A 20,432-nucleotide genomic window follows, 5' to 3' on the forward strand; every position below is an offset into this window, starting at 1 on the left:
GTCACTTATTTGAGTAAGCTCTTGGGATTCCCTCTTGCCGCCTTGATGCAGCCCCAATTATTTTGGGTGTAAATTGAAAATAAAAAGTTAAATTTTTGTGGGCGATGGAAAGTAAAAAGGCACGCTATCCAGGGGATTTAGCGTGCCTTTTTGGGCTACCGGGTGTATCTGCTATTGTTCATTTTCATCCGTATAGCGTTTGGCTTTATAGGCCGGGTGCATCAAGTTCTCCACGGAGAAGATGTCATCCAGCTCGGCTTCCGTCAGCAGACCGCGTTCCAATACGACTTCACGTACGGTTTTACCTGTTTCGGCGCAGATCTTCCCGACGATGTCACCATTATGGTGGCCAATGAACGGGTTCAGATAGGTGACGATACCGATAGAATTGAAGACGTAGTGTTCGCACACTTCTTTATTCGCGGTGATGCCGTTAATGCATTTTTCCAGCAGGTTATAACATGCGTTGGTCAGTATATGGATAGACTCGAACATGGCCTGGCCAATGACCGGTTCCATCACGTTCAACTGCAGTTGGCCTGCTTCGGCCGCCATGGTAACGCAAGTGTCGTTGCCAATCACCTTGAAACACACTTGATTGACCACTTCCGGTACAACCGGGTTCACCTTGGCTGGCATGATTGAGGAGCCTGCCTGCAGTTCCGGCAGGTTGATCTCGTTCAAGCCGGCACGAGGGCCTGAAGATAGCAGGCGCAGGTCATTACAGATTTTAGACAGTTTAACCGCCAGGCGTTTCAGTGCGCTGTGTACCATCACATAAGCGCCGCAGTCTGAGGTGGCTTCGATCAAATCTTCGGCGGGCACGACCGGCAAGTTACTGACCTCTGCCAGTTTCTGTACGGCCAATTGTGGGTAGCCTTCAGGCGTGTTGAGCGCCGTACCAATCGCGGTGGCACCCAGGTTCACTTCCAGCAAGAGCTCAGCAGTGCGATGCAAGTTGCGGGTTTCTTCTTTCAGCAAAACGCTGAAAGCGTGGAATTCCTGACCCAACGTCATAGGGACGGCATCCTGCAGTTGGGTACGCCCCATTTTCAGGATGTTTTCAAATTCCTTGGCTTTATGGTCAAAACCTTCGCGCAGTTGGTTGATGGCGTCGATCAGCTTTTGGTTGGAGGCATAAACGGCAATGCGGAAACCGGTTGGGTAGGCGTCGTTAGTGGATTGGCATTTGTTGAGGTGGTCGTTAGGGTTCAGGTATTGATATTCCCCTTTCTGATGCCCCATCAGTTCCAGGCCGATGTTCGCCAGTACTTCGTTGGTATTCATGTTCAGAGACGTGCCGGCGCCGCCCTGGAACACGTCTACTGGGAACTGGTCCATGCATTTGCCTTTATCCAGCACTTCATCACAGGCCTGGATGATGACATCAGCGATTTTGCGCGGAATGGTTTTTAGTTCTTTATTCGCCATCGCTGCGGCTTTTTTTACCATCACCATGCCACGAACAAATTCGGGCACATCACTGATTTTGCTGTTGCTGATATAGAAGTTTTCAATCGCACGCAGAGTGTGAACACCGTAATAGGCTTCTGCGGGGACTTCACGTGTTCCTAACAGGTCTTCTTCGATACGAATGTTATTTGACATGAGAACCTTCTTTAAATTGCTGCCGAATTAATTAATTGTCAGGTAACCAAATTATGTTGCCGAAGGCTTCAGGCGTGAAACGATTAACCATAGTGCCCGTTGCTGCCCAGATCATATGCTGGTTAGTAATAAATGACTGAATCCAGATCACCTTCTGGGCCTTCTTAAATCACGTGTTTCGTGTTCTGTGATCTCATTCACGTTTACTCACTTTAGCAATAAAAAAGGGTCTTTGGTTGAAATGGCTACCGGCTGACCCCATTGTATTGAGGTCGGCCGTTTACCGGCCTCTTTTTCCGCGTCGTCGCCAGTGTGCGGCTCCGCAACGCTACCAGAGGAGAACCAGGTGCGCTGGTTACCGTTACTGCTGATATTTCTGTTGGCTTACATAGAAATATCTTTATTTATCAAAGTTGCCGCCGTATTGGGTGTGGCAATTACTCTGTTGCTGGTGGTGTTCACCTCCTGCGTCGGCATTTCGCTGGTACGCAATCAGGGCATGAAAACCTTCATGCAAATGCAACAGAAACTGGCTGCCGGTGAAAGCCCGGCAGCGGAAATGGTGAAGAGTGTTTCGCTGGTGCTGGCGGGTTTCCTGCTGCTTGTCCCAGGGTTTTTTACCGACTTCCTCGGTCTGTTGTTGCTGCTGCCGCCCGTGCAGAAGTCGCTGACGCTTAAGTTGATGCCGCATCTGTCCGTCTACCGCCCAGGCGGTTGGGGGCAAGGGGGCGACGCTGCTAATGGCAACACTTTCGACGGTGAGTTTCAGCGTAAGAATGACGATCGTTATACGTTGGATCACCAACCTGACGATCATGACAAGCGTAACGATCGCTGAAAAAACGCGGCTCAGGCCGCGTTTTTTGTATCGGTAGCCCAGTATTGCCATTAAAAGCGAAAATTTTTTTGGCCGGCCCCTTGAAGGGGAATGGAATGCCCCCATTTCAAATTCCACGAGGCCGGTAATCACAATCCGGTGACAACCCTAAATCTGATAGAGACCTTCTTACAGGAGAGCGTTCAATGAGTATTCGTCCATTGCATGACCGCGTTATCGTCAAGCGCAAAGAAGTTGAATCAAAATCTGCTGGCGGCATCGTTCTGACTGGCTCTGCAGCGGGTAAATCTACTCGTGGTGAAGTAGTTGCAGTTGGTAAAGGACGTGTTCTGGAAAGCGGCAACATCCAGCCGCTGGATGTAAAAGTTGGCGATATCGTGATTTTCAACGACGGCTACGGCGTGAAAGCAGAGAAGATCGACAATGAAGAAGTGTTGATCATGTCCGAAAGCGACATTCTGGCAATTGTTGAAGCGTAATTACGCTTTTATCTTCTGAACTGAACGAGTTGAAGGGAAATACCAATGGCAGCTAAAGACGTAAAATTCGGCAATGACGCTCGCGTGAAAATGCTCCGCGGTGTGAATGTTCTCGCTGATGCAGTGAAAGTGACCCTGGGCCCGAAAGGCCGTAACGTAGTGCTGGATAAATCCTTCGGCGCTCCTACCATCACTAAAGATGGCGTATCTGTTGCTCGTGAGATCGAACTGGAAGACAAGTTTGAAAACATGGGTGCGCAAATGGTGAAAGAAGTTGCCTCTAAAGCGAACGACGCGGCAGGCGACGGTACCACCACTGCAACCGTACTGGCTCAATCCATCATCACCGAAGGCCTGAAAGCAGTCGCTGCCGGCATGAACCCGATGGATCTGAAGCGCGGCATCGACAAAGCGGTTATCGCTGCTGTTGAAGAGCTGAAAAAACTGTCCGTACCTTGCTCTGACTCCAAAGCTATCGCTCAGGTAGGCACTATCTCTGCAAACTCCGACGAAACCGTGGGTAAACTGATTGCAGAAGCGATGGAAAAAGTCGGTAAAGAAGGCGTCATTACCGTTGAAGAAGGCACTGGCCTGCAAGACGAGCTGGACGTGGTTGAAGGTATGCAGTTCGACCGTGGTTACCTGTCTCCATACTTCATCAATAAACCAGAAACAGGTTCTATTGAGCTGGAAAGCCCGTTCATCCTGCTGGCTGACAAGAAAATCTCCAACATCCGTGAAATGCTGCCAGTACTGGAAGCCGTAGCGAAAGCGGGCAAACCACTGCTGATCATTGCTGAAGATGTTGAAGGCGAAGCGCTGGCTACCCTGGTGGTTAACACCATGCGCGGCATCGTGAAAGTGGCTGCGGTTAAAGCACCTGGTTTCGGTGACCGTCGTAAAGCCATGCTGCAGGACATCGCTACCCTGACTGCCGGTACCGTTATCTCTGAAGAGATCGGTCTGGAGCTGGAAAAAGCGACCCTGGAAGACCTGGGCCAAGCTAAGCGTGTTGTTATCAACAAAGACACCACCATCATCATCGATGGCGTGGGCGACGAAGCGACTATCAAAGGCCGCGTTACCCAGATCCGTCAGCAGATCGAAGAAGCGACCTCTGACTACGATCGTGAAAAACTGCAAGAGCGTGTCGCTAAACTGGCTGGCGGCGTTGCCGTTATCAAAGTTGGCGCAGCAACTGAAGTTGAAATGAAAGAGAAGAAAGCACGCGTTGAAGATGCCCTGCACGCAACCCGTGCTGCGGTTGAAGAAGGCGTGGTTGCGGGTGGTGGTGTTGCACTGATCCGTGTAGCAAGCAAAATCGCTAACCTGAAAGGCGACAACGAAGACCAGAACGTCGGTATCAAGGTTGCACTGCGCGCGATGGAATCCCCACTGCGTCAGATCGTAATCAACGCCGGTGAAGAAGCTTCTGTTATTGCGAACAACGTGAAAGCAGGCGAAGGCAGCTACGGCTACAACGCTTACACCGAAGAATACGGCGACATGATCGCGATGGGTATCCTGGATCCAACCAAAGTAACCCGTTCTGCTCTGCAGTACGCGGCATCTGTGGCTGGCCTGATGATCACCACCGAATGCATGGTAACCGACCTGCCAAAAAGTGATGCACCTGATTTAGGTGGCGCTGGCGGTATGGGTGGCATGGGCGGCATGGGCGGCATGATGTAATCATCCCCCACGTTAGCGTGTGCAAAAGCCCCGGCCAATTGGTCGGGGTTTTTTTTGCGTGCTTTGTCGTACGGCTTTTGATGATATTTTTGCAGACCGGACTGATTTAGCTGGTAAACTGATCTTTCATCAGCTGTCGCTCAAGACGTTGGCCAGCACCAGTGGCAACGGATGCTTAAGAGATGGCAACGCTTTCTGATAAGCTTTTGCGAAATTCTCAATATAGATGGGGAACAAGATGCGGATTAAAGCCTTACTGGGTCTTTCGGCAGCGGTACTGCTGGCAGGTTGCAGCAGCACCAATGAACTGTCCGCTGCAGGCCAACAGGTTAAATTCACCGACACCAAACCGGCAGCAGAATGCCAGCTGGTGGGCGAAGTGACCGGCACTCAGAGCAACTGGTTGTCAGGTAATGGCGGTGAAGGTAGTTCCATGCGCGGTGCGGCAAACGATCTGCGTAATAAAGCGGCGGCAATGGGTGGCAATGTCATTTATGGTGCAACCAGCCCAAGCCAGAACTTACTGTCAAGCTTTGCCCCATTAGACAGCAAAATGGTTGGCCAGGTTTATAAGTGCCCGTAACATAATACGATTTACAAGATGGCATAAAAAAGAGGCATGCTCAGGCATGCCTCTTTTTGTCTCGATAAACCGCCATCGTCAGTCTTGCATCAGGTGCAGGTCGAGAGGGGTTTTGCTTGGCTTACCACCGACTTCACGGGTGAGGCGTGGCACCATATAGCCGGAAACTTTGCTCAGCAGAGACTGCATGATTGCGCGTGCCTCGTCATCACTGACCATAAAGTGCGCGGCTCCCTGTACCTTATCCAGTACGTGGATGTAGTACGGTAGAATACCTGCATCAAATAGCGCGTTACTCAGTGCCGCCAGCGTGTCAGCATTATCATTAATACCACGCAGCAGCACGCTTTGATTCAGCAACGTGACACCGGCCAGGCGCAGCTGTGCCATGCTGGCTTGCAGTTCGCGGTCAATTTCATTGGCGTGGTTGATATGCGTGACCATCAACACCTGTAGGCGTGATACTGAAAGCCGCTGACACAGCTCAGGCGTAATGCGCGCAGGGATAACGACGGGTAAGCGGGTATGAATACGCAGCCGTTTCAGGTGCGTAATGGCTTCTAGTTCACCGATCAACCAGTCCAACTCATGGTCTTTCGCCATCAACGGGTCCCCACCGGAGAAAATAATCTCATCCAGTTCTGGGTGTTGGCGGATATAATCCAGCGCCTGACGCCAGTTGGCCTTGTTGCCCTGGTTGTCCTGATACGGGAAATGGCGGCGGAAGCAGTAACGGCAGTTGACCGCACAGCCGCCTTTAACCAACAGCAAAGCACGATTACGGTATTTATGCAGCAGGCCTGGCACCACACTACGTTGTTCATCCAGCGGGTCGTTTGTGAAGCCAGGCGCATTGATGAACTCTTCGCTGGCAGTCAGAACCTGGCGCAGTAACGGGTCATCGGGATCGCCGGAACGCATGCGTGCGGCGAAGGCGCGTGGTACGCGCAGTGCGAACAGGCGCCGGGCTTCGCGGCCCTGCGGCAGCTCTGGATGCGTATTCAGTGATAAAAGCTGCAGTAATTCATCGGGATCGGTAATAACATCGGCGAGTTGATGCAACCAATCTTCTCTATATGCCGTACTTTGGGTTATAATGTGTGCCATTTTTTTGGCTAAGCTACCAGTTTAAATATTCAGAGGGCCATCATGGCGACTTATTCTAGCAACGATTTCCGTCCGGGTCTTAAAATCATGTTCGAGGGTGAACCTTACGCCATCGAATCCAGTGAGTTCGTCAAGCCGGGCAAAGGCCAGGCGTTTGCACGCGTTAAGATGCGTCGTCTGCTGACCGGCAGCCGCGTTGAAAAAACCTTCAAATCTACTGACTCTTGCGAAGGCGCAGACGTTGTAGATACCAACATGAACTACCTGTACAACGACGGTGAGTTCTACCACTTCATGCACCCTGAGACTTTCGAGCAACACGGTGTTGAAGAAAAAACTGTATCTGATGCGGCAAAATGGCTGCAAGATAACGCAGAATGTATCGTTACCCTGTGGGACGGTCGTCCTATCGCGGTTCAGCCGCCGAACTTCATCGAAGCTGAAATCGTTGATACCGATCCAGGCCTGAAAGGCGACACTGCGGGTACCGGCGGCAAGCCTGCTACCCTGAGCACTGGCGCTGTGGTTAAGGTTCCCCTGTTCGTACAGATTGGCGAAGTTGTCCGCGTTGACACTCGCTCTGGCGAATACGTTTCACGCGTTAAATAAGTTTCAACACAAAGGAGCCAAACTTGGCTCCTTTGTTTTATCCCTTCCCGCATATTGTTGGCAGAATCTGAATAATGAAGAAAACTCTGTTAGCCGTTGTCTCCCTGTTGTTACTGATGTCCCTTAGCGGTTGTAATACTTTCCGTGGCTTCGGTGAGGACGTCCAGCACCTCGGCGGCGCTATTTCGCGCACGGCCAGCTAATACACATAAAATGCACTAATGTCATAGTGCAAAATAAAACCATTTTAAACAGCAACGCCCGCTAATATTTACTAAGCTTAGAAAGTCGTATTTTTTCATCACTGATAAATAAGGACTTCCCTATGCTGAAGAAAAGTATTATCGCGATTTTCTCTTTGATGATTTTGACCTCATTGACCGCATGCAATACCACTCAAGGTGTGGGCGAAGATATTCAGGCTGGCGGTAAGGCCATCCAGCGTAGTGCGCAATAGCACGCATTCCTGATCCCGGTGGTATTTCCCACGGTGGAATACCACCGCATCGTCAAACCTGCTTGCCTGCCCGTTTACGGGCCTGATATCCTGCCTCTGGCGGCTCTTCTTGCCCGCAATTCATCATCAAACTGAACGGGACGACCCGTTTACGTGTCATTGTTCGGGGACGACCCCACTTATGGAGGCCGTCTCATGGCTTGGATTATTTTACTTATCGCGGGTTTACTTGAAGTTGTGTGGGCTATCGGCCTGAAATACACCCATGGGTTTACCCGCCTGACGCCGAGCATCATTACCGTTGTCGCCATGGTGGTCAGTATGGTGCTGTTGGCGAACGCGATGAAAACGCTACCTGCGGGCACCGCTTATGCCGTCTGGACGGGCATCGGCGCTGTAGGGGCAGCAATTATGGGGATGGTATTGCTGGGTGAGTCGACCAATATCGCGCGCATTATCAGCCTGTGCCTGATCGTTGTCGGCATACTTGGGTTGAAGTTCAGCAGTCACTGATGTTGCTGTTGTTTCACCCAGATTAGCTTATCCGTATCAAAGCCGTTGTTTTTCGCGGTTTGTACTAATCTGTCGCGCGTGGCGGTGTCCAGTGTCGGCGTGCGCGACAGTATCCACAAATACCCCCGGTTTGGGCCGCATACCAGGGCGTAGCGGTAATTCGCATCCAGCTCAATCACGTTATATCCACCGTAGAAAGGCCCAAAAAAGGACACCTTAAGTGCGGCAACCTGCGGTGAACCCGTAAAATAGGCCTTGCCCGTGCTTTCCTGCCATTGTTGTTTTTGCGAATTAAAACCCCGATTAACCACTTTTAGGCCACCGTCTTCGCGAGGGCTGTAACTGGCGGTAACCTGCTCGAGGCCCCGTTCAAAACGGTGATCAAAGCGAGCGATTTCATACCAGGTACCGAGGTAGCGTTGGCTGTCGAAATCATTCACTACTTTGATATCCTGCGGAGGGGAAACGCTGCACGCGGCGGAAAGGAAGGCGGGAATAATCGTGCATAGCTTTGACCGAAGACGCATGGGTTACTCCTGTTTACCTGATGTGAATAAACAGTGTAGCCGAAAGGCAAAGCTGGCGGCCAATAAGCGTTGGCCGCCAGCGGTGTTTTATAGCGTTACTACGCCGATAACGGTGACGACGCTGAGGATAGCTGCCAGGCCATAGAACACCCATTTACCTGCCGGCACGTGGATTTTCAAATCGTGCATCGCATGATGGATACGATGCAGACCGCACCACAGTGGCAGGATGATCATCAGCAGCAGGAACAAGCGGCCGATCAGGCTTTGACAGAAAGCCAGCACGCGGTCATAGCCTAATGCATCGCCGGGGAACCACCCCAGCGGCAGCAGAATGCCGACCAGCAGTACGATAGCGGGCGCGATGATCGCCCCCCACATGCCGCCAGCGCCGAATAATCCCCAGAAAACCGGTTCGTCTGAGCGTTTAGGTGATTGATTTATCATGTTTCCTCCGGATTACAGCAAGGCCACGGCCAGGATGACCACGCTGGCGAGCAGCGTTACTGCCCATAGCGCTTTGACGATAGGCCCAGGCCCCATTTTCTCGCTGTTGACCACGATATTGGCGGCTTTCGGTGCCAAGTCGAACCAGGTTTTGGTATGCAGCAGTGCGGCCAGCAGGGCGATGATGTTAATCAGCAGCACCAGTGGGTTTTGCAGGAAACCGACGAAACCTGCCCAACTATCCGCTCCACCTTTCAGTGCAAAAACGCCGTAGATCAGCACGATACTGAACCAGACTGCCGGTACTGAAGTCCCTTCACGCAGCATATAGAAACGGTAAAAGCCGAGTTTTTGCCACCAGGTCGGCGTCATGGTGCGCACATAGGGCTTACGTTGTGTAGTCATTGCTGTTTATCTCCCTTATTGCGGCTTCAGCATGGCGATCATGAAGTCTTTGGCGCTTTCTACCTTGCCTTGCTGAATCGCAGCGGCTGGATCAACGTGCTTCGGACAGACTTCAGAACAATAGCCAACAAAGGTACAGCTCCATACGCCGTTCTGGCCGTTGAGCTGCGCCATGCGCTGTTTCTGGCCGTGGTCGCGGTTATCCAGGTTATAGCGATGCGCCAGAGTAATCGCCGCAGGGCCAATAAACTCTGGGTTCAGGCCGAATTGCGGACAAGCGGCGTAACACAAACCGCAGTTGATGCAGCCAGAGAACTGGTGATACTTGGCCATCTGCGCAGGGGTTTGTACGTTAGGGCCATCTTCCGGTTTGCGGTTATTGCCGATGATATAAGGCTTAATGGCTTCCAGACTTTCGATAAAGTGAGTCATATCGACCACCAAATCACGTTCAATCGGGAAGTTACCCAAGGCCTCTACTTTCATACCGTCGGTGTATTCGCGCAGGAAGGTTTTACAGGCCAATTTCGGAACCCGGTTGACCATCATGCCGCACGAACCGCAAATCGCCATGCGGCATGACCAGCGGTAGGACAGGTCGGGCGCCAGGTTATCCTTGATATAGCCCAGCGCATCGAGCAGCGAGGTTTGTTCGTCATAAGGGACTGCAAAGGTTTCGAAATGCGGTTCGGCATCGCGTTCAGGGTTATAGCGCATGACCTCGATTTTCAGGGTCTTCATCTCAGCCATTTGCCTGCTCCTTATCCTTTTTATCCTGTGCTTCGGCTTCAGCACCGTACACGCGTTTGGCCGGTGGCAGTTTGGTGATCTTCACGTCGCTGTATTCCAGGCGTGGTGCGCCGTTCGGGTTATGGAACGCTAAGGTATGCTTCAGGAAATTCACGTCGTCACGTTCGGTACAGCCTTCATCCAGGCGCTGGTGAGCACCGCGGGACTCTTTGCGGTTCAGGGCAGAGTGTGCCATGCATTCTGCGACGTCCAGCCCGTAACCCAGCTCGATGGTGTACAGCAAATCGGTATTGAACACGCTGGAACTGTCGGTGATTTTTACGCGTTTGAAACGTTCTTTCAGCTCAGCCAGCTTATCGACAGTCTTTTGCATCAACTCTGGCGTGCGGTAAATGCCGCAGCCTTCTTCCATCGACATGCCCATTTCGTCGCGAATTTTGGCCCAGTTCTCGTTACCTTCCTGTTTCATCAGGTTGCTCAGACGGGTCTCGACGTCGCGGCCCTGTGCATCCAGAGCACTGCCGTTGGCCGGGCCGCTTTCCAATGCCCGACGTGCGGCGTGCTCACCGGCGACTCGGCCAAACACCACTAATTCTGCCAGTGAGTTGGAACCCAGTCGGTTGGCGCCGTGCAGACCGACAGACGAACATTCGCCAACGGCAAACAGCCCCTTGATGCGTGTCTCACAGTTTTGGTCGGTCTCAATACCCCCCATGGTGTAGTGCGCGGTCGGACGAACCGGAATGGGGTCTTTCACCGGATCCACGCCGACATAGGCTTTGGCCAGTTCACAAATAAACGGCAGGCGTTCGAGCAGTTTCTTTTCCCCCAAATGGCGCAGGTCGAGATAGACCACGTCACCACGAGGTGTCGGGATGGTGCGGCCGGCACGCCATTCGTGCCAGAAGGCCTGAGAAACTTTGTCGCGCGGGCCCAGTTCCATGTATTTATTCTTCGGTTCGCCCAGCGGGGTTTCTGGCCCCATGCCGTAGTCTTGCAGATAGCGATAGCCGTCTTTGTTCACCAGAATGCCGCCTTCACCACGGCAACCTTCAGTCATCAGAATGCCGGAGCCTGGCAAACCGGTCGGGTGATATTGGACGAATTCCATATCGCGCAGCGGTATGCCGTGATGGAACGCCATACCCATGCCATCACCGGTAACGATGCCGCCGTTGGTGTTGTAGCGGTATACGCGTCCAGCACCGCCGGTAGCCATGATCACCGCATTGGCACGGATCTGCACGCGGGTGCCTTCCATCATGTTCATCGCTATCAAACCACGGGCCTGACCGTCATCCACCAGAATATCCAGCACAAAGTGCTCGTCAAAACGCTGGATTTGCGGGTATTTGAGTGACGTCTGGAACAGGGTATGCAGCATATGGAAGCCGGTTTTGTCGGCGGCGAACCAGGTACGTTCAATCTTCATGCCGCCGAAGCGACGCACGTTGACTGAACCGTCTGGTTTGCGGCTCCACGGGCAACCCCACTGTTCAAGTTGGATCATTTCACGTGGGCAGTTGTGAACGAAATGGTCGACTACGTCCTGTTCACACAACCAGTCGCCACCGGCAACGGTGTCGTTAAAGTGGTAGTCAAAGGTATCGTGATCCTGAGTAACGGCGGCGGAGCCCCCTTCGGCGGCCACGGTATGGCTGCGCATCGGGTAAACTTTAGAGATCAGCGCGATTTTCAGTTGGGGATTGGCTTCCGCTGCGGCTATTGCTGCACGTAAACCAGCACCCCCGGCCCCAATAATGGCAAGATCGGCGTTAAAGGTTTGCACTGCATTCCTCCAATATTCTTGTTAAGAACGGCAAATTAAATATCTATGCTTAATATTTATAAAAATTCTTCGGGTGCTAACTAATTGAGTTCATTGTCGTTGCATAAAGACTAAGGATAGATATCTCCCACCAATAATGTGGAATTAACTATACCTAAAGATAAGTAGAAGAAATTTGATGTGATCGATTGTTTTGCCTTTTAACTCGAAGCCGGAAGGATAATTGCCTGCAAGGGGTATTTAACGTTTATTCACCTTTTATTAACCTTTCTGCTAATTATTTATTAGGAAATACCGCCATTAAAGGCGCCGGGCTGTTAAGAATTTGTTTGCATGCCTGGATACGAGTAGACTGCATCCCCTGTTTGATTTCGGAGTAATTACCATGAGCGAAACGGCAAGCTGGCAGCCAAGTGCACCCATCGCCAATTTGTTGAAACGCGCAGCGATCCTGACTGAGATCCGGCGTTTCTTCGCCGATCGTGGCGTATTAGAAGTTGAAACGCCAACCATGAGCCAGGCGACGGTCACCGATATCCACCTGTTCCCGTTCCAGACTCGCTTTGTCGGACCCGGTGCCGCGGATGGCCTGACGCTGTACATGATGACCAGCCCGGAATACCACATGAAACGGTTGTTGGCGGCAGGCAGCGGACCGATCTATCAGATGGGGCGCAGTTTCCGTAATGAAGAAGCGGGCCGGCACCACAACCCGGAATTCACCATGCTGGAGTGGTACCGTCCGCATTACGACATGTACCGGCTGATGAATGAAGTGGACGATCTGTTGCAGCAGGTATTGGATTGCGACAGCGCGGAGACGCTGTCGTATCAGCAGGCTTTCTTGCGCCATCTGGATATCGATCCGTTGTCGGCGGAGAAAGTGCAACTGCGTGAAGCGGCAGCCAAGCTCGATCTGAGCAACATCGCCGATACTGAAGAAGATCGCGACACGCTGCTGCAACTGTTGTTCACCGTGGGTGTGGAACCGCACATCGGCCGTGATAAACCGGCATTCGTTTATCATTTCCCGGCCAGCCAGGCATCGTTGGCGGAAATCAGTACTGAAGATCACCGGGTGGCGGAACGTTTCGAGGTCTATTTCAAAGGGATTGAGCTGGCGAATGGTTTCCGTGAACTGACCGACAGCCGTGAACAACGTCAGCGTTTTGATCAGGACAATCGCAAGCGTGCGGAACGCGGTTTGCCGCAGCATCCGATTGATAACAATTTATTGGACGCTTTGCAGCATGGCATGCCGGAATGTTCTGGTGTGGCCCTGGGGGTTGACCGGCTGGTGATGCTAGCGCTGGGGGCAGAAAGCCTGAGCGACGTGTTGGCCTTCCCGGTTGGGCGCGCGTAAGCGTATCTCTGTCGTCTTTCACGCCGCAGCGTTCAGACAGATTTGTCGCTCACCCCACTGGCTTACTGAAGTAAGTCAGTGTCTGGGGATCGGCGAGCTGGCCGCAACGTGAAATCCATAGGGTATATTGTGGTGATAAAAGGGTTCGGTGTTGCATTGCACGCCGAACCCTTTTTGCATGCTGAGGTTACAAACTGCCCGATTCGCGTTTGGTGTTAGGCGCCGGCGTGGAAGGCGGCGTGCGACCGTTGCTGGTCAAGCGGGATAGCGTTTCGCTGCGCACCTGGAACGGCGGGTATGGCAGCGTAATGCCATGCTCGCGGTAACCGGACAGGATCAACTGATGGATCTCGTGACGCAGCGGCATGCGGTGGCCCATTTCTGCGGCATAGATACGCAGTTCAAAGATCTGGATGCCTTGCTGTAGATCGACCAGATAGACTTCAGGCGCCGGGTTATCCAGCACCAGTGAGCAGCGCTCTGCGGCGTTGGTCAGGATCTTGGTCACTTCTTCACTGTTGGCATCCGCAGGTGCCGGCACGGTCAGTACCACACGGGTCAGGTTGTCCGACAGCGACCAGTTGATAAACTGTTCAGTGATGAATGCCTTGTTAGGCACGATGATCTCTTTGCGATCCCAATCCGAAATTGTCGTGGCACGGGTGTTAATCTTGGTCACGCTGCCGGTCAGATTGCGGATCGTCACGGTATCGCCGATGCGGATCGGTTTCTCGAACAAAATGATCAGGCCGGAGATAAAGTTAGAGAAGATCTCCTGCATACCAAAGCCCAACCCCACGCTGAGCGCAGTCACTACCCATTGCAGTTTCGACCACTCGATGCCGATCCAGGCAAAGCTGAGCAATGCGCCGAACAGCAACAGCAGATACTTGGTGATGGTGGTGATGGCATAGCCAGTGCCCGGTGCCAGATCCAGGTGTTGAAGCACTGCCAGTTCCAACAGCGCTGGCAGGTTACGCACCAGTTGCATGGTGACGATCAGCACCAGAATGGCGATCAATACCGCACCAAGGGTGATTGGATGCGCGGTATCCACCCCATTGACCGTCGAGCTGACGTTCCACAGGGTGATGTTTTCCAGGAAGCTAAAGGCGGAATGGATTTCTGACCACAGGACGATCACTGACACCAGCGCGATCATTGTCAGGATCGAACGCACCAACCGCAGGGATTGGGCACTGATGGTGTCCAGATCGATCTCCGAGTCATCCAGATCCATCGAACCTTCGGTGCTGTTGGGGGCGTGTGAGGTTTCCTCTTCACCACGCGCACGCTGGGCCAGGATATCGGCACGGCGCTGCTTGGCGCGGTCGAAGGCGATACGGCGGCGCTGGATAAGCATCCACCGGCGAATAATATGGTAGATCACTAGCAGGAAGAACCAGATTGCGACGGAGGTTTCCAATCGTGCCAGCAGCGCCTGCGACGTGGTCAGGTACCCGACGGCGGAGGCGAGCGCCGCCAACACCGGTGCTGACAACAGCAGCCCCCAGAGTGCGGTGTTGATGATGTTCTCACCGGAGCCTTTCTTGTCCAGATACAGCGGAATGCCGGCACGTTTCAGGCTGTTGGTGACGATAGCCAGCGCTAAACACAGCAGGATAAAGCACAGCCGGCCAAGGGTATTGGCAAATTCGCGTTCTTTCAGGCTGTCGAAGGTGATCAGGGCCATGATCAGCGGCACGATCAGCCAGATCGACATTTTGTAGTAGCGCATGGCGCGTGAAACTTGCTTCGCCGGCCAGCGGAAATGCACGATGAATAGCCCTTGCGGGTGGGCAAACGCGGCGCAAATCATACATACCCAGAGGATTGGCAGTGTGGCCGTCACCCCTTTGCCGATCGCTTCTGCGACCGGATAATTCCAGGCGCTTTGCAGGCCAAACCCGAGTGCTGCCCAGAGTACAGGTAGCGGCAGTGCAACCAGAATTGACCAGAATACGGTGCGTACGGTCAGGAAAAATTCGTCTTGGGTGACCTTACCAACTCGGCTGCTGGCCCGAGCCAGGAAGTCGTGGTAGTGCTTACGGGAACTGATGCTGAAAATGACCAGCAGCAGAGCGCCAAAGATGGGGATCAGTGTTTCGCGGCTGGTTACCATCATCATAAAGGCGCCGCCCAGCTGCGATAACGTATCCAGCGACAGCAAGAGCGTAAGATCGTGCGCCACGTTAATCGGGTAGGACAGGGTGATCGGATTAACATCCGGGACCCAGAACAGATAGCGGTGCGTGGCGTCCTTGATTTCGTTCAGCGCCTCGATCAACTGGGTATTTGCTACTTTAAGCTTGGTCAGTTCGAGGATTTGAGTGTCGCAGCCAGAAAGCAGTGAATTCAGGAGTTCACGTTGGGTACGCAATTGGGCGTCGACAATGCGTCGTTCCGCGCTGGTCAGTTCACTGCCGTCGTCACGTTTGAATTCTCGCTGAGGCAGCTTCTCTAACTGGCTTTCAAACTGCAGCCGTTGCACGCGCAGTTGGGCCATATCGCCATCGAGCTGCTGTGGCTTGGGCATTTCCGGTAGCGTTGCCACCTGAGCGCGCAGGGTTTCGCCGAGCGCCGACGAGGAGCCGAGCCATTGCGCCTGTTCGATAATGGTGCTTAGTGCCTGACGCACCTGCAGCGTTTGGGCGGCGGCCCGGCGTTGTTGGGATGAGATCAGGTCCATACGCTGGGCCTGATTATTCAACGCGGCAGAAAGCTCGCGGTTAATCTGTAACTGCTGACTGACGCTTTTTGGCAGATCGCCATTTTGTTCGGCGAGTTGCTCTGTCTTTTCCAGCGCCAGCTCGGCTTCACGTTGCCGCTGTGCGTTGAGGTTATTGCGTAACGCCTGCAGTTGAACGTCAATCTTCTCATGGCGCTTTTTGTAGACTTCTGCGCGCATTCGCGCCAGCTCTTGACGGTTGTTGGCGGACAGTTGCGCCAGCTCGAGCTCGTCCACCTTTGCTTTGCGCGCCGCGGCCTCTGCCTGCAATAACGCCAGCGCTGCTTGCGCATGCGGCGTGGTTGGATTGGCGGGTTGAGCCTGCAGGCGGCGCTGTACTTCCGTCAACGCACGGCGTGCATCGGTCTGCTGCTGTGGCAATTGGCCCAGAGAGTCGCTGATCTCTCGCGTACGGTCCTGTTCTTGTTGAAGCAGGCGTGCCTGTTCCAGCAGCAGGCTGCTGGTCTGCAGTATTTGCTGCTCCAGATCGCTGGCCGGCAGATTATCGCCGTTTGGCAGGATTTTACTGTTTTCCAGCGTTAACTGACGGCGCAGTTCCTGCGTCATCTTGGGGAAGTCGTCAATTACGCGTTGGTACTGTTCAACGCGCGTTAACGACTCTTTCCGCTCTGACAACCAATTGAGGGCGCTTTGGAGTGCCTCTGTCGTTTCCGCCTGATTAGGCGCGCTTTTGTTGCCCTCGGCCTGCTTTAGCTCTTGTTTAATCTGAGCTTCAGTGGGCACCGTAGCGGCCAGCACCGGTTGAGACAGTAAACAACCGAGCAATAGCGTGATAATCAGGCGCACAGCGTCAATTCCTTTAGATCTGTGGTGATTCAGCGGCGACAGGCGCGGCTGGTATTTCTGCGTAGGCTTCACCCATGCGGGTCACGGTGCCGTTATTGAGCTGCGGAGCAAACGCTACGCTGCCTGGTGTAAACAGGTTGATGACGGTAGAGCCGAGCTTGAAACGGCCCATTTCTTCGCCTTTTTCCAAGGCGATGGCACCTTCTGCACCCTCTTCCGGATAGGTCCAGCGCTTGATCACGCCTTCGCGTGGTGGCGTTACCGTACCAGCCCACACAGTTTCGATACTGCCAACGATAGTGGCACCGACCAGAATCTGCACCATTGGCCCGATGGCGGTATCAAATACGCAGATGACACGCTCGTTGCGTGCGAACAGGTTCGGCACGTTGGCGGCGGTGAGTGGGTTGACGGAAAACAGGTCGCCCGGCACGTAAATCATTTCGCGCAATACGCCAGCGCAAGGCATATGTACGCGGTGATAATCACGCGGGGCCAGGTAAGTGGTGGCAAACAAGCCGTTGCGGAATGGCTCCGCCAGCATATAGTTGCCGGCAAGCAGCGCTTCCAGACTGTAGTAATGGCCTTTAGCCTGGAAAATTTGATCGTCGTTGATCGGGCCGAGCTGGCTTATCGCACCATCGGCAGGCAGCGCCAACCAGTGGGCGTCGTCGATGATCGGACGCGCACCGTCACGCAGCGGTCGCACAAAGAAATCGTTAAAAGTGGCATAAGAAGCCAGGTCAGGATTTTTTGCTTCCTGCATGTCCACGCGGTAATAGCGGGCGAACGCCTTCAGTACAAGCTGGGTTAGCCAGCCCGCGTTTTTATCCGCACCCCAGCCAGCCAGGCGGGTCAGTGCCAGCTTTGGCAACCAATACTGCAATTTAATTTTGATGCTATCCAGCACGTTAACCTCGTAAATCGGGGTAAAAGGGCGCGCATTGTAACTGTGGCTTCGCCACAGTCAACGCCGCCCGGTATGATCAGTCTGCGGCATCAGTAAAGTTCTTGCGAACCTTCACTTGCGCCATGCTTTCCAGAATACGGTGGTAGTTGTCAAAACGTTCTTTCGCGATGTCGCCTTTCTCCATTGCGGCACGGATCGCGCAGCCTGGATCGGTATCGTGGCGGCAATCACGGAATTTGCAACCGCCTAAATAATTACGGAATTCGACAAAACCTTGGGTGATTTGTTCCGGTTCCAGGTGCCACAAGCCAAACTCGCGCACCCCTGGGGAGTCAATCACGTCGCCGCCGTGCTGGAAATGATACAGCCGTGCAGCGGTAGTGGTATGTTGCCCGAGGCCAGAGACATCGGAAACCTGATTTACCAGAATTTGCTCTTTGGACGCAGGAAGCAGAGCGTTCAGCAGGCTGGACTTGCCGACCCCTGACTGGCCCGCAAAGATGCTGATGCGCCCAACCAGCGCTTGTTCAAACGCTTCCATGCCTTCGCGCGTCTGGCTGGAGACTTCTAATACCCGATAGCCAATCTTGCGATAGGTATCCATCATACCGTCGACCCGTTTACGCGCTTCGGCGTCTAACAGATCAATCTTGTTCAGGACGATCAGTGGCTCAACTTCCAGCGTTTCACAGGCGACCAGGTAACGGTCGATGATGTTTAGCGAAAGTTCGGGTAAGATCGCCGAAACAATAACGATTTGGTTGATATTAGCGGCGATCGGCTTCACGCCGTCATAGAAGTCTGGGCGTGTCAGTACCGAGGTGCGTTCGTATACCGCCTCGACAATCCCTTTGACCCCTTCATGGGTGCCAACACCGGGACGCCATACCACACGATCGCCGGTGACCAGTGAACGCAACGTACGGCGGATATTACAGCGATGCTGGGTACCGTCCGCTGCTTCAACGTCAGCATGCATGCCAAAACGGCTGATTACGATGCCGTCCTGCGGCTCGCCCAGTTGGGAATCATCCAGTTCCGGTTTGTTATCGGTGCGCTTCAGGCGACGTTGATGGTTCGCCTGCACGCGGCGTTCTTGACCTTTGGACAGTTTGTTCTTGCTCACTGCGCCTCACTTGAATCCGCTTTATCGCTCATGGCGACCAAAAAGACTATGATACACGCTATTTTATATTAAATAACCGTTGTTAGCCGCCACGCGCAGCGTACCTCTGCCAGCAAACAGCCAGCGTCGGTCGCCGCCTTGTCCACAGTTTGTTTATCTTTTGGCTTTTACGCAGGAAATATCATGACAGGAAACGAAAATAACCTGATTTGGATCGATCTGGAAATGACTGGGTTGGATCCTGAACGCGATCGCATTATCGAGATCGCCACATTGGTCACTGACGCCAATTTGAACATCCTTGCAGAAGGCCCGGTAATCGCCGTACATCAATCAGATGAACAACTGGGGCTTATGGATGACTGGAACGTGCGCACGCATACCGGCAGTGGGCTGGTGGAGCGTGTGAAGGCCAGCCAGTTCGACGACCATGCCGCTGAACTGGCGACCATTGCCTTTTTGCAGCAGTGGGTTCCTGCCGGTAAATCACCGATTTGTGGCAACAGTGTTGGTCAGGACCGTCGCTTCCTGTTCCGTTATATGCCAGAGCTGGAAGCCTACTTCCATTACCGCTATCTGGATGTCAGTACGCTAAAAGAGTTGGCTCGTCGTTGGAAGCCGGAAATCCTGAGCGGTTTTAAAAAGCAGGGGACGCATCAGGCAATGGATGACATCCGTGAGTCGGTGGGCGAGTTGGCCTATTACCGTGAGCATTTCATTCAGTTGTAATGGATGTGGGGCCCTCGACAGGGCCGTATTCCAAAAGTGCTCGGCTGCGCCGCTTAATTGTTCAATCAGCCGATTTAATCAGCAATCAAACAAAAATCGTGTTTTTTTGCTTTTAGGGGCTTGCGGCCAAAAGGATTTCTCGTATAATGCGCACCCCGTACCGATGAAGAATTTCGTTTAGTTCCGACATCGATACGCCGGGCGGGAATAGCTCAGTTGGTAGAGCACGACCTTGCCAAGGTCGGGGTCGCGAGTTCGAGTCTCGTTTCCCGCTCCAAAATTATACGCTGCAGAGCATTCTGCAGATGACGAAGAAAGGGGCTTTTGCCCCTTTTTTCGTTTTTGTATTTTCTGACCACGCGTTTTCCTGGTCAATGCAAGTGGGTCACTCCTTGCTCCCAATATTTGTATTCCCCAAAGCCCCCCTGCTTCAACGTCATACTCACCCGATCTCTGTTTCGACAGAATGGGGTGTGCTTTCTCATTTAGGCCCAATTAATAAGAAATTAATATACTAAAATTACAATATATAAATAATTTTTATTATTTATATTCAATGTGTTAAAGGTTTTTCTGAATTTTCATTTTTTTGGAAACTTTAATTTCTTTAAGTTAAATGCCGTGTGTTATTTTTAGTGCGAATAATGCAGGCAATAGGGTATCGGTAAATATGTGCACGTAGATATTGCCGGGCCTCCGCCAATGTACCAGGGGATTGCATGCCCAACCCAGGCTTCGTAGGCGCCAGGCACACGGAGCGTCATGAAATGGATTTTGTCGGACGACTTTTTGGCCCGATGTGCAGCAAGTATATTGTTTTTGAATTGCTGCCAGCGGCCATAAAGGCTGGAGCAAATTATAATGAATCACGTATTTCGTATCGTATTTAATTCAGCTTTGCGGGTATATCAAGCCGTATCTGAATTGACTTCAGGACTTAGCAAAAACGTAACTGCGGGGGTTAC

20 protein-coding genes, 1 tRNA gene and 1 pseudogene are annotated in these 20,432 nt (G+C 52.8%); 12 read left to right on the forward strand and 10 right to left on the reverse strand.

Going from position 1 to position 20,432, the window contains the following annotated elements; translation table 11 throughout:
* Positions 1 to 171: 171 nt before the first annotated feature.
* Positions 172 to 1,608: an aspartate ammonia-lyase gene (aspA, locus tag ACI2J2_RS13775; protein ID WP_209634255.1), complete on the reverse strand. Its 1,437-nt coding sequence runs from the start codon at positions 1,606 to 1,608 to the stop codon at positions 172 to 174.
* A gap of 346 nt (positions 1,609 to 1,954) precedes the next feature.
* Between aspA and ACI2J2_RS13780 the strand changes: the two genes are divergently transcribed.
* The 4 genes from ACI2J2_RS13780 (at position 1,955) to ACI2J2_RS13795 (ending at position 5,200) form a co-directional block, all read left to right on the forward strand.
* Entirely contained in the window at positions 1,955 to 2,446 is a 492-nt protein-coding gene (locus ACI2J2_RS13780; RefSeq protein ID WP_037425908.1) for an FxsA family protein, read from the forward strand.
* A gap of 185 nt (positions 2,447 to 2,631) precedes the next feature.
* On the forward strand, positions 2,632 to 2,925 hold the full coding sequence (locus ACI2J2_RS13785) for a co-chaperone GroES (protein ID WP_004952634.1): 294 nt from the start codon (positions 2,632 to 2,634) through the stop codon (positions 2,923 to 2,925).
* A 45-nt stretch (positions 2,926 to 2,970) separates the two neighbouring features.
* Positions 2,971 to 4,617, forward strand: a complete 1,647-nt coding sequence (gene groL, locus ACI2J2_RS13790; RefSeq protein ID WP_037425911.1) for a chaperonin GroEL — start codon at positions 2,971 to 2,973, stop codon at positions 4,615 to 4,617.
* A 238-nt stretch (positions 4,618 to 4,855) separates the two neighbouring features.
* A complete protein-coding gene (locus ACI2J2_RS13795; protein ID WP_037425914.1) occupies positions 4,856 to 5,200 on the forward strand; it encodes a DUF4156 domain-containing protein in 345 nt (114 codons plus the stop codon).
* A 78-nt stretch (positions 5,201 to 5,278) separates the two neighbouring features.
* On the opposite strand, the gene epmB is transcribed toward ACI2J2_RS13795, so the two are convergent.
* Positions 5,279 to 6,307, reverse strand: a complete 1,029-nt coding sequence (gene epmB, locus ACI2J2_RS13800) for an EF-P beta-lysylation protein EpmB (protein WP_209634257.1) — start codon at positions 6,305 to 6,307, stop codon at positions 5,279 to 5,281.
* A 42-nt stretch (positions 6,308 to 6,349) separates the two neighbouring features.
* Between epmB and efp the strand changes: the two genes are divergently transcribed.
* The 4 genes from efp (at position 6,350) to sugE (ending at position 7,886) form a co-directional block, all read left to right on the forward strand.
* Positions 6,350 to 6,916, forward strand: a complete 567-nt coding sequence (efp, locus tag ACI2J2_RS13805; RefSeq protein ID WP_209634259.1) for an elongation factor P — start codon at positions 6,350 to 6,352, stop codon at positions 6,914 to 6,916.
* Positions 6,917 to 6,990: 74 nt separating this feature from the next.
* Positions 6,991 to 7,119, forward strand: a complete 129-nt coding sequence (locus tag ACI2J2_RS13810; protein WP_232103375.1) for an entericidin A/B family lipoprotein — start codon at positions 6,991 to 6,993, stop codon at positions 7,117 to 7,119.
* Positions 7,120 to 7,241: 122 nt separating this feature from the next.
* Positions 7,242 to 7,373 carry an entericidin A/B family lipoprotein gene (locus ACI2J2_RS13815; protein WP_044553925.1) on the forward strand — a complete coding sequence of 44 codons (132 nt, stop codon included), beginning with the start codon at positions 7,242 to 7,244 and terminating at the stop codon, positions 7,371 to 7,373.
* A gap of 195 nt (positions 7,374 to 7,568) precedes the next feature.
* Positions 7,569 to 7,886, forward strand: a complete 318-nt coding sequence (sugE, locus tag ACI2J2_RS13820; protein ID WP_037425920.1) for a quaternary ammonium compound efflux SMR transporter SugE — start codon at positions 7,569 to 7,571, stop codon at positions 7,884 to 7,886.
* Here sugE and blc read toward each other — a convergent pair.
* The 5 genes from blc to frdA all read right to left on the reverse strand — a co-directional run bounded on the left by blc (position 7,880) and on the right by frdA (position 11,804).
* Positions 7,880 to 8,413 (reverse strand): outer membrane lipoprotein Blc, encoded by a 534-nt coding sequence (gene blc, locus ACI2J2_RS13825; RefSeq protein WP_209634261.1) that lies wholly within the window; start codon positions 8,411 to 8,413, stop codon positions 7,880 to 7,882. The two genes, sugE and blc, sit on opposite strands and share 7 nt — an antisense overlap.
* 87 nt (positions 8,414 to 8,500) lie before the next feature.
* Positions 8,501 to 8,860, reverse strand: coding sequence for a fumarate reductase subunit FrdD (gene frdD / locus ACI2J2_RS13830; protein ID WP_404760301.1), 360 nt, complete (start codon positions 8,858 to 8,860; stop codon positions 8,501 to 8,503).
* 12 nt (positions 8,861 to 8,872) lie between these two features.
* Positions 8,873 to 9,265: a fumarate reductase subunit FrdC gene (gene frdC / locus ACI2J2_RS13835; RefSeq protein ID WP_209634263.1), complete on the reverse strand. Its 393-nt coding sequence runs from the start codon at positions 9,263 to 9,265 to the stop codon at positions 8,873 to 8,875.
* Positions 9,266 to 9,280: 15 nt separating this feature from the next.
* Positions 9,281 to 10,015 (reverse strand): succinate dehydrogenase/fumarate reductase iron-sulfur subunit, encoded by a 735-nt coding sequence (locus ACI2J2_RS13840; RefSeq protein WP_265556256.1) that lies wholly within the window; start codon positions 10,013 to 10,015, stop codon positions 9,281 to 9,283.
* Positions 10,008 to 11,804 carry a fumarate reductase (quinol) flavoprotein subunit gene (frdA, locus tag ACI2J2_RS13845; RefSeq protein ID WP_209634267.1) on the reverse strand — a complete coding sequence of 599 codons (1,797 nt, stop codon included), beginning with the start codon at positions 11,802 to 11,804 and terminating at the stop codon, positions 10,008 to 10,010. The genes ACI2J2_RS13840 and frdA overlap by 8 nt, the downstream gene beginning before the upstream one ends.
* A gap of 385 nt (positions 11,805 to 12,189) precedes the next feature.
* On the opposite strand from frdA, the gene epmA reads away from it, so the two are divergent.
* Positions 12,190 to 13,167: an elongation factor P--(R)-beta-lysine ligase gene (gene epmA / locus ACI2J2_RS13850; RefSeq protein ID WP_209634269.1), complete on the forward strand. Its 978-nt coding sequence runs from the start codon at positions 12,190 to 12,192 to the stop codon at positions 13,165 to 13,167.
* 187 nt (positions 13,168 to 13,354) lie between these two features.
* Here the strand turns inward: epmA and mscM are convergent, their stop codons facing one another.
* From mscM to rsgA, 3 genes are all read right to left on the reverse strand, one after another.
* Positions 13,355 to 16,702, reverse strand: coding sequence for a miniconductance mechanosensitive channel MscM (gene mscM, locus ACI2J2_RS13855; RefSeq protein ID WP_209634271.1), 3,348 nt, complete (start codon positions 16,700 to 16,702; stop codon positions 13,355 to 13,357).
* A 13-nt stretch (positions 16,703 to 16,715) separates the two neighbouring features.
* Complete coding sequence (asd, locus tag ACI2J2_RS13860; protein WP_209634273.1) at positions 16,716 to 17,612, reverse strand: archaetidylserine decarboxylase; 897 nt, start codon at positions 17,610 to 17,612, stop codon at positions 16,716 to 16,718.
* Between the two features lie 76 nt (positions 17,613 to 17,688).
* Positions 17,689 to 18,738: a small ribosomal subunit biogenesis GTPase RsgA gene (gene rsgA, locus ACI2J2_RS13865; protein ID WP_209634275.1), complete on the reverse strand. Its 1,050-nt coding sequence runs from the start codon at positions 18,736 to 18,738 to the stop codon at positions 17,689 to 17,691.
* A gap of 183 nt (positions 18,739 to 18,921) precedes the next feature.
* Between rsgA and orn the strand changes: the two genes are divergently transcribed.
* From orn to ACI2J2_RS13880, 3 genes and pseudogenes are all read left to right on the forward strand, one after another.
* Complete coding sequence (gene orn / locus ACI2J2_RS13870; protein WP_061807516.1) at positions 18,922 to 19,467, forward strand: oligoribonuclease; 546 nt, start codon at positions 18,922 to 18,924, stop codon at positions 19,465 to 19,467.
* A 201-nt stretch (positions 19,468 to 19,668) separates the two neighbouring features.
* Positions 19,669 to 19,744, forward strand: a tRNA-Gly gene (locus ACI2J2_RS13875).
* A 584-nt stretch (positions 19,745 to 20,328) separates the two neighbouring features.
* A pseudogene (locus ACI2J2_RS13880) lies at positions 20,329 to 20,409 on the forward strand (ESPR-type extended signal peptide-containing protein); the annotation flags it as partial.
* Positions 20,410 to 20,432: the final 23 nt, after the last annotated feature.

This window comes from Serratia sp. NPDC087055 (genome assembly GCF_044900985.1).
Lineage (GTDB): Bacteria > Pseudomonadota > Gammaproteobacteria > Enterobacterales > Enterobacteriaceae > Serratia.